This is a genomic window from Labilibaculum euxinicum (assembly GCF_009795715.1).
Taxonomy (GTDB): domain Bacteria; phylum Bacteroidota; class Bacteroidia; order Bacteroidales; family Marinifilaceae; genus Labilibaculum; species Labilibaculum euxinus.
The window spans coordinates 32,387-42,738 of the sequence record NZ_WTCR01000022.1 but is presented as its reverse complement, the minus strand read 5'-3'; the positions used below and the strand labels follow the sequence as shown (position 1 = coordinate 42,738).

Sequence of the window (10,352 nt, the reverse complement as noted above, 5' to 3'; positions counted from 1 at the left end):
TGTCGCCCAAATAAGACCTCAATTCTATTTCCAAATAAAAGCATTTTCAATTTTTATGTATCCTTAAAACCGCTATATTTAACACTTAATTGAGCAGTTTGATGAGTTTTTAGACAGACTGACGTTAGCACAAATACTGAATAAAGGAGAAAATGAGCACTTTTAAAAAATATATCATCATAATACTTCTAAACTTTATTTTCATTGAAAGTTATTGTCAGATGAGCTTGTCAACTCATTCTCCGATTAATATCAAATCTATTACGTTGGATACAATAGAAGTAGGAAAGAAGTCTATAAGCATTAATGTTTTATGGTTAAATGACACTATAAGAGTAAGTGTTTTAAATCAAGAAAGAATAGACACTCTTTCTGACAATATCAATCACGCGGGCTATTTTGCTTCAAAAGGTTATTTTCTCTCAAATGAAACAGCCATACAGAATTGCTATTCATATGCACTGGAAAAGTATTTTGAAAACAGTAAGACATATAGTCAAAATATTTTTAGAAAAACAACAAATACAGATAGAGTATCATTAGAAAAAATTTTGAATAATTCTTTTACAAAAATTACTGAATTTAGCACAAAACCCAGAAAAAATCTAAAAATAACTATTCCGAATGATGTAATACTTGCTTTTGTCAACGATTTTGGCTGGACTATTCACACTGTATATTACTGTGATGAAATATTTTATACAAAAAATGGGATGTTTAAACCTGATATATTTAGATCATTAAATAAGTTTATAAAGAAGAATTACTGGGATACAAAAGAAATTATTGTCTATAAAATTGATGAAAATAAAATAAAAAATACTTGTGCTAACACTTTGTATAAGTAATGGCAGGTAAAGTGCTAAATATCAAGGTTTGTAGCCTACTCAAACTGCGTAGCGGTTTGACAGGAACCTACCACGCAATCTGCCACTACTCATCATACAATTTACCGTTAGGTGCAAGCATAAAAAATAGAATAACCGTAAATTTCAGATATATGATTAAAAAGATATTTTTTCCCACGATAACAATTGGATTAATTGCTTTTCTTATGACATCGTGTTCTAGTGAAAAGAATGACACTTCAATTGTTTTGAGTAAAAACTTAATTGAATTAATTGCTGGAGCTAAAGATACTGTTGCAATTTTATCAATCAACGGTGAATATACTGTGGCAACAGACAATGAAAATGTTGCATCTGCAATCATCGAAGGGAAAAACATAATCATCACCACTTCCGAAATGGGAAAAGCAATCCTAACTATAAAAGACAAGTTTAATGACTTTTCCAAAATCACTGTTTCAGCAACAGGACCGAGAATTGGAGGATGGCAGGAATACTTCCCAATTGGTATTGAATTCATTTTTGTAGAGTCCGCAAATAAAGATATCTCAGAACTAATAAAGACCGAACTAGTAACAAATGCAGAAAAAAGAGTGGATTCAAAATATAATTTTAGCTATCCAGATGGTTTTTCTTATCAGTCTCAGGACGGATCGGCTACTGAAAATGGCAGCTATAAAGTAAAAGATTTAATTCTTAAGCTAAGTTATGGTGGTAGAAATGAATCATATGAAATTGTAGGCGGAGGAAATATGATGACATTAAAGCAAGATTTAACGACCTACTATATGAAACAATATCCAAATGCTGAAATAACAAAAGTGGAAGAATATCGAAGATTAAAATACATAACCTACTGAAATGCCAGCACCTAGTCGAGTAAGCTAGGGGAATTTGACTTCGTCGATTTTCAATTCACCCCTAACTTCTCACAGAACCGTACGTGAATCTCTCAATTCATACGGCTCTTATTATGCAGTCAATTCAATTTTAGGTTAACTGATAGCCTAATTTCCAATGATAAAATAGATTGGGATAACAATTACAGATACGCCTTAACCATCTCACTGGAACCACTGCTTTTTACTGAACAATGAGTTCAACCTTCACTGCTCTGTGAGCCCTCCACAATTTCTATTTGTGGCTCATTGTCTTGCAGCTACTATGGCTTCGGCTGAGTTGCTCATAAAATAATTCCATGCGAATTCGCGATTTCCGCTTCGCTCCAATTCTCACCATAACCAACACGTGGTTGATGAGACCTCCTCTGGTAAGAGCATTTTATTCACGTAATAATTTTAATATAGTGTTCATGATCTCCCTTCGCTCGGCACCTTCCTCCAATGCCTGCCTGATCTACTATTTCGTTTATTCTCTTAAAAAAAAGAACTGGGACGTCGACATGATGTGCTGTCTTATCCAAACTTATAGCCTCATATCAGGTTGGTTCATTCCTGCTATCTTAAATGGCATTCACAATCTCACAAGTTCGGTACTGTTCGTCAGTACCGGATTTTGCAGTCTCGCTTCCTTTACTGCATACTTCACGGTAAACCAGCTTGCTACTTACTAGAGCTTCTCAGAGTCACCCCAGTGCATAAGGGACTTGCACCCTCTGGAAAAAAAAATACATCCCTCCGATAATCTTTGTTTATGCTAAATTTGTATATTTAACATTTTCAATGACCTTTCGGTGGGTGTGGTCATGCTCATGCAGGGCACACACACGCGGTAAAAAACATATATGTCTCCTACTAAAATATTGAGTCTATGAAGGAAACAAACCTAAAAGATAAAACCATAGCAGTACTTCCATTTATAAATATTAGTGCAAACGTTGAGAATGAATATTTTTGTGATGGAATTACTGAAGAAATTATCAATGCACTAGCCAAAATCGAACAATTAAAAGTCATTTCCCGAACATCTTCATTCTATTTTAAGAACAAAGAGTATACGCTAAAGCAAATTGCAGATCAACTAAATGCTGAAGTCATTCTTGAGGGAAGCGTTCGTATTGCAGGTAATAAAGTGAGAATAACGGCTCAGTTGATTCTGGCTGCAAATGATTTTCATTTTTGGTCGGAATCATGGAACAGAAAGCTGGAAAATATCCTGGAAATTCAAGATGAAATCAGCCTTATAATTGCGGACAAGCTCCGGGAGGAGCTGGGACATCTGGAAATTAAAGAACATTTAATAGAAAGTAAAACCGTTAACCTGGATGCTTACAATTATTATTTGAAGGCAAGATATCATTTCAATAAGTGGAACCCCGTGGATGTAAAGACTTCTATTGAGATGTTTAATCGGGCCATTGAATTTGATCCAGATTATACAGACGCCTATGTCGGACTTGCTGATGCATACAGCTTTATGGCCACAACTCAATTTATGCAACCTGAAAAAGCATGGAAAAAGACAGTCGAGTACACACATAAAGCATATACATTAAATCCTGAAAATGCTGGTGTACATTATCTATTGGCCAATCTTTCGTTTTTTACTGACTGTAATTTTGCGGATGCACAAAAGCATATACTGAAATCCTTACAGCTAAGACCAAGTTACCCTGAAGCACAGCAATTTATAGCCTTTCTCTACCTTCTTTCCGGTGAAATAGAAAAGGCAGAACATCATTTGCAATTTGCATTAGGGATAGATCCTTTAAATCAGGAAACACTTTTTTATAAAGCTTATTATCATTATCGAACCAGAGAATTTGAAAAGGCAATGATAATTTTTCAGGAATTATTGCAGAAGAATCCCAAAAATATTCCTGCTTTTGTAGTTCATTCCTATTGCATGATCTTTCAAAAAAGGTATGATGAATTGCTACAAAAAATTGAAGATATACCCAAAGACATATTAATTCCGCATGAACAACTGGGGATAGTTTGTCTAACCAATATTTTAAAAGGTGACAAAACGAATGCTAAAGTTCAATTAAAAAAGTTAGAGAAAGAAGCTGAAAACCCGGCAGCTTTCCAGGCACACTCATACCTGTTTCTGGCTTATGCAAATCTTCAAATGTTTGATAAAGCATTTGACTTATTGGAACGTTCGTTGAAAATGAAATCTTCGGTATTGCTTTTAAGTTTTTCTGATCCACTTGTGAATGACTTAGTAAAAGATGACCGATATTTGCGATTTCATGAGCAATTGTTCGGACATATTAAAAAACCCAAGACTATTCCGAGAAAGAAACCTTTACTAGACAAAAAAACGGCCACTGAATTTGCCAATAAAGTATTTGATTTTACACAAACTGAAAAACCATATTTAAACCCATCTGTTTCCTTGCGTGATTTAGCCAATCAAGTTGAAATTCACCCAAATCAACTTTCATGGTTGTTGAATGAATATGTTGGGAAAAAGTTCAACGAATTTATAAACTATTACCGTTTGGAACATTTTAAAGAACTGGCAAAAAATCCTGAAAACGCACATATTTCCATTATCGGACTTGCTTCTGAAAGCGGTTTCAATTCGAAAACCGTTTTTAATACCTTCTTCAAAAAAGAGTTAGGAATAACGCCTTTAGAGTATCTGAAAAGCTTAGATCAAGAAAAAAACAGTTCGCATTTATAAATCCGAATTCATTTTTAGTTTTTCAGAACTTCTTAACCATTCCTTGCGCGTAGATTTGCTTTAGAAATTTTTTTTTTGGAGTAAAAATTATGGAAGCAGATACAATGAAAGCAATTATAGCTGAGGGATACGGTAATCATGATGTATTAAAATTAAAAAATATTGCAATTCCAAAACCAACAGAAAACAAAGTTTTGGTAAAAGTTCATGCATGTTCAGCTACCAGAGCTGATGTTATGATGCTCTCTGGGAAACCCTATTTTAGCCGTTTGTTTTTAGGAATCAGAAAACCAAAATATCCTATTCCGGGAACCGGATTTGCAGGAGAGGTAGTTGAAGTAGGTTCAAGTGTTCTAAAGTTCACTATAGGAGATGCTGTCTTTGGTGAGACTACATTAGGGTTTAGTACAAATACCGAATATGTAACTGTTCCTGAAGATGGTGTAATTCTTCATAAACCAGAGAATTTATCTTATGCCGATGCAGCTCCATTTTGTGATGGCCACCTGACCTCCATTAATTTTCTTAAAGAAATAGGGAATATTAAACCCGGACAAAAAGTTCTGATTAACGGAGCTTCTGGAAGTCTGGGGATGGCAGCTGTTCAACTGGCAAAATATTTTGGAGCAGAAGTAACGGGTGTTTGCAGTACTGCAAATGTGAGGCTGGTAAAATCCTTAGGAGCCGACCATACCATCGATTATAAAAAGAATGACTTTACAAAATCTGAAAATCGCTACGACATAATTTACGATACCATTGGAAGTAGCTCATTCAGAAAATCTAAACGCATATTAACGAATAAAGGAGTATACATATCACCGGTACTAAAATCTTCATTACTTCTACAAATGATTCGTACTTCAATACTTGGCAGCAGAAAAGCAAAATTTGGCGCATCAGGCTTAAAATCAAAGGACGAACTTCGTGCATTGCTTTTAGAATTATTGGAGATTTTTAAATCCGGAAAACTTAAAACAGTTATTGATCGTCAGTTTCCTCTTGAGAAGGTAGCTCATGCACATCAGTATATTGCAACAGGGCATAAAAAAGGAAATGTTGTAATTATTGTTGAATCATAAATACAGGCGACATGAATAAAAAAGAAAAAAAGCAGGATTAATTGCTGGTATTTCTCTTATTATAATGGCAATAGCAGCAGGATTCTCATATGGATATGTTTACACTAGCCTGATGGCAAAAACGCCATTGGCAACTGCTCAAAATCTGGCTGACAATAGTGAATTGTTGTTAGCCGGAATAGCAGGATGGATCGTAATTATTAGTACCGATTTAATTGTAGCCTTCTCACTTTGTACATTTTTTATATCTACTAATCGAAAAATATCGATGATAACTGCTGGTATACGTTTGATTTATACCGTATTTTTGATTTTGGCAGTGTATCAACTGGCAGCTATTCGTTTCATTGAACAACCAACTGTTTTCGCAAATGATATTACCGAATTATTGGGGTTTTTTGAACAAATATGGTCGTTTGGGCTTATTCTTTTTGGCCTGCACTTGATTGGTTTAGGTTATTTGTCAATAAAGTCAACGCATGTCCCCAATGTCTTAGGATACTTACTTTACCTTGGAGGTGTCATTTATAGCGAAATCAATATTGTAAAGAATAGCTCATTATTGGATGTGCAAACGGTTCAAATTTTAGTAAATGAATTAGCCTTACCAATGGCTCTGGGTGAGATGTTATTGGCTGTCTGGATGATATATATGCATTTGAAAAACGCAAAGCCGGCCATAAATTAAAATTGTATTATCATGAAGAAAACACTCAAAATTATACTAATCATACCACTGGCTTTGCTTTTACTTGTACTAATTGTGCTTTCGGCAAAATATTCTCCGGCATATGTTTATCGATTGCTAACCATGAATGTGGCTGATGTATATGATTATCAAAATTTTGAAAACCGTAAAATTAAAGGATCTGGAAATACATTTGAATTTGAAAAGAATCTGGATGAATCTTATGTAGAATCATTATTTTCCGATAGGGTTTTGCAGTCAAAGTTCAATAGCATTGATGAATGGGCTAAAAAATCCAAAACTACTGCATTGATATTTATCCGAAAGGATACCATTCTGTATGAAAAATATTTCAATGGTTTTGCACGAGAATCTTATTTTCACTCGCAGTCAATGGCCAAATCTTTTATCTCATTTTTGATAGGTGCCGCCTTAGATGATGGACTGATTTCAGGCTTGGACGATTCCATGACTAAATATATACCTGAGTTAAAAGACAGAGATCCCAGATTTGAAAAAATATCCATTCGTAACCTGCTCGAAATGCGCTCTGGTTTGAAATATTATGAAGGCTATTTTCCAGGAACTCATATACATCTGCCTTGGCACGACGAAGCTGTTGGATATTATCACCCAAAGGTCAGAAAATTATTACTGGAAAAAGTTGACATTGCACAAGAACCCGGTAAAACATTTCAGTACTGCAATTATAACACAAGTTATTTGGGATTAATTATTGAACGAGCCACAGGCAAAACTGTTTCGGAATATCTACAGGAAAAGCTTTGGACTAAAATGATGAAATACAGTGCACTTTTCTCTATCGACAGTAAAGAATCCGGATTTGAATACATACCTAGTCGTTTGATTGCAAGAGCTATAGACTATGCACGCTTTGGACGTTTATACCTTAAAGGTGGTAACTGGAATGGTGAGCAAATTATATCACAGAACTGGGTAAATAAATCAACAAAGGAAAATGCCAGTATTCCACGTAATATTTATCCCGTGTGGTTGGGTGGTGAAAATTGCAATCACACCTATTACAGTTATCAGTGGTGGGGGCATACGGAATGCGATTCTACATTTCAGTTTTTTGCCAATGGAAACCTCGGACAAGCTATTTATGTGATTCCTGATAAAGAAATCATTATTGTACATTGTGGAAACTCAAACGAACTATTCAGCGCTTATGATTTGTGGCATGTAGCAGATTGTATAAAATTTAATGATTTTCATAAGAAAGTCAACCAGAAAGGAGTAACCGAAGCAATTAGTGAGTACTATGAAGTAAGAAATGACTCAATTCATCCGTTTAGTGAGCGCTTCTTAATGGATAAAGGATATGCCTATCTGAACGGAGGGAAAATAGACGATGCAAAGAAATTATTTGAACTGAACCTTAAAACTCACCCTGGATCGTGGAATGCATACAACAATCTAGCTGAGGCTTTCTCCTTAGCTGATGAAGTGGATTCTGCAATTGTGTATTACAAAAAATCTTTACAACTAAAACCTCAAAATAATTGGGCAACAGAGAAACTTAAAGTATTAGATTAATTATAGTTTATAAATTTTAAAATCAATCAATTATGAAAAAAACAATCACATTTTGTTTAATTATTGTCCTTTTCCAGACAAGCTACGGACAAGACCATATAACTAAAGGAGACAGCCTAAAAAACATAGGGCTTCTTATGCCTGCATTAATGGAATACGGAGGAGCAATGATGCAAAATCCTTCTGCTGAAATATCATATAAATTAGCTTCAACGTCCGCACTTTTGTGGACTTCTAATATGAGAGATACTGCTTTCTATTTTCTTAATCATGCACTCCAGGATGATTCAACATTAGAGGCACTATACAATCCTGAGTTCTTAAGTTTAATTGATGACCCAAGGTGGGAGAAGATTAACGATGCTCAAATTAGAAAATATGAAGCTAAAAATGGTGCTATAAGAAATGAAGCATTTGCCAGGGCACTTTTCCGAATGATTATTAAAGATCAGGGATTGATGTATGCTGGAAATATCGAAAGAAGAAAATATATGCAAAACGGCGGTTATTTTAGCACACCTGCTATTTTTCCTGTACTTGCCATGGAGGAAAAGAACAAGAAAGAAAATGAGGAGATGTTGCCAAATCTTCTTGATAAATATGGATGGCCGACTGCATCAGAGGTTACTGAATATGCAGCTGCCGGGGCTGCTTTGATTATCAACCATTCCTCTTACGAAGTTCGTAAAAAATATTTCCCAACGCTTGAAGAAGCCTTTAAAAAGGGTGAGGCACAACCTTTGCGGTACGCTAAAATGCGGGATAGGTTGTTGGTGGAAGAAGGAAAAGAGCAAATCTATGGAACCCAACTAAAATTTGAAGAAAATACACGTGTGCCTCAGCCAATTGAAGATCCTCAAAATGTAGATAAGCGAAGAGCGGAAATTGGACTTGAGCCTTTAAGTGTATACCTGAAAGAAAGATTTGATATCGATTGGCAGCTGACTCAGGAAAAATAGGAGTAGTATAAGAAACCCGACAAATACATTGTATAGTTTTAATTAAGAATAATAATGAAAATTAATAAAGAGAAATTTTTACGTGAGTTTATTTTAGAAGTATGGAATATGCAAGGCTTTAACAAAGTCGAAAAGGTCTGTCCACAACGAATATCCCATTCATGTTGACTATGCTGATCCATGGGAGGGCAAAACGTTGAATAATGCTGAATTTAAAGAACGACTGAAATATTCATTTGATAGTTATGCTGAATTACTAATGATAAATGGTGATTTAGAAGCTTCCGTTAAGAACTATCAAAAAGCGGTTGATATTGCCATTGCAAATGAAGATAGGGATCTCGAATTATTTCAGAAAGATTTAGAAATAGTAAAACAGAAGTTGAAACATAAATAATATTCAAAACAAAACAATTAAGCTTTCTAAAATTTTAAAAATGAATTTCAAACAAACATCAATTTTGCTGATACTATTGTTAACCAGTAGCTTTTTCATTTCTTGTACACAAAATGATCCGATCGCAGAAGAGGATACCTGTGTTGGAGATAATTATACTATAACTCTTGGCAGATACATTAAGAAAATGAACCGGACTCCAGTGAATAATCAATCTGCAGTTCGTACCTCTGAATTTACATACAATGAATTCAATCTTTTGGCAACGGAAAGAGAATTTACATCTGCATATGATGAAGAGTACATTTTCGAATATCAATGCAATAATAATGTAAGTGAAATGTATAGAGATTTCTATACCTATAATTCAGCCGGAGAAATAATTTCTTTTGAAGCCGAGGGCGGTTCTCATTCTTATGTTTTAACGCACAATGGACAAACCATTTTGGCAAAAGGAAAATTTATGTCTGCCAATCAAGAAATTACTTTAGAGCTAAATGCGGCAAATTTGATTAGCAAACTATCTAGAGTCGATTCTTATTCTACCTTCGATTATGACTCGGACGGCAATTTAACCAATGCTAAAGACTATGATTCAAATGATTCATTATTGAATGCATATGAGATAAAATATGATCAAAATCCAAATCCTTTCTATGGTCAATTAAAATCAGCTTACCTTGTCCGTTTTATAGACTTTTTTAGTGATTCGGCAGCTCTAGGAATGAGTAACCTAAGTGCTTCTGGTGATGATTTTAGGTTTCCATATCTAAAAAACAATATTATTAGTATAGAGGAAAAAACAAGTCCTGCACCCTATAAATTTCTTCTTGAGAATGTATTTACATATGATACTCTAAATTATCCGACTAAAATTAAAGCCATTGCGAATGGCGCATACAATAGTGATACAGAATACAAATACTATTAGAACTAAATATTAAATGGAAATAAGAAAACATTAAATGGAATATTCTTTAGTAACTTTTGACTTTGACGGATACGAAGGAGTTATTTATGAGCTTAGAAAATAAGAAACAAGAAAACCCGGACCGCTAACACCAATGAAAATTTCTATGATAGTTGTGCATTTCTTCCATCAAAATATGAAATCAGGCTTTTTGGTTCGTAATTATAATCCCGAATATTTATGCAGAAGATTGTTGTTACTTTTGCTTCAACAATAAACAGAATTTATTAAAGGAAGTAAAACCGGAATTAATATCC

At 34.4% G+C, this 10,352-nt stretch carries 9 protein-coding genes; all 9 read left to right on the top strand.

Annotated features, from left to right (window positions below; genetic code table 11):
• Positions 1-266: 266 nt before the first annotated feature.
• The 9 genes from GQR60_RS19600 (at position 267) to GQR60_RS19560 (ending at position 10,056) form a co-directional block, all read left to right on the top strand.
• Positions 267-848 carry a hypothetical protein gene (locus GQR60_RS19600; RefSeq protein WP_124994563.1) on the top strand — a complete coding sequence of 194 codons (582 nt, stop codon included), beginning with the start codon at positions 267-269 and terminating at the stop codon, positions 846-848.
• Positions 849-1,000: 152 nt separating this feature from the next.
• Entirely contained in the window at positions 1,001-1,708 is a 708-nt protein-coding gene (locus GQR60_RS19595; protein WP_160463533.1) for a hypothetical protein, read from the top strand.
• A gap of 910 nt (positions 1,709-2,618) precedes the next feature.
• A complete protein-coding gene (locus GQR60_RS19590; protein ID WP_124994561.1) occupies positions 2,619-4,439 on the top strand; it encodes a helix-turn-helix domain-containing protein in 1,821 nt (606 codons plus the stop codon).
• An 89-nt stretch (positions 4,440-4,528) separates the two neighbouring features.
• Positions 4,529-5,521, top strand: a complete 993-nt coding sequence (locus GQR60_RS19585; RefSeq protein ID WP_225441462.1) for an NAD(P)-dependent alcohol dehydrogenase — start codon at positions 4,529-4,531, stop codon at positions 5,519-5,521.
• Positions 5,522-5,561: 40 nt separating this feature from the next.
• Complete coding sequence (locus tag GQR60_RS19580; RefSeq protein ID WP_317163673.1) at positions 5,562-6,209, top strand: DUF4386 domain-containing protein; 648 nt, start codon at positions 5,562-5,564, stop codon at positions 6,207-6,209.
• Between the two features lie 12 nt (positions 6,210-6,221).
• Positions 6,222-7,769, top strand: coding sequence for a serine hydrolase domain-containing protein (locus GQR60_RS19575; RefSeq protein ID WP_124994559.1), 1,548 nt, complete (start codon positions 6,222-6,224; stop codon positions 7,767-7,769).
• Positions 7,770-7,801: 32 nt separating this feature from the next.
• Entirely contained in the window at positions 7,802-8,728 is a 927-nt protein-coding gene (locus GQR60_RS19570) for a DUF6624 domain-containing protein (RefSeq protein ID WP_124994558.1), read from the top strand.
• Between the two features lie 196 nt (positions 8,729-8,924).
• Positions 8,925-9,125 (top strand): hypothetical protein, encoded by a 201-nt coding sequence (locus GQR60_RS19565; protein WP_124994557.1) that lies wholly within the window; start codon positions 8,925-8,927, stop codon positions 9,123-9,125.
• Between the two features lie 40 nt (positions 9,126-9,165).
• Positions 9,166-10,056, top strand: coding sequence for a hypothetical protein (locus tag GQR60_RS19560; RefSeq protein WP_124994556.1), 891 nt, complete (start codon positions 9,166-9,168; stop codon positions 10,054-10,056).
• The last annotated feature ends 296 nt before the right edge of the window (positions 10,057-10,352 follow it).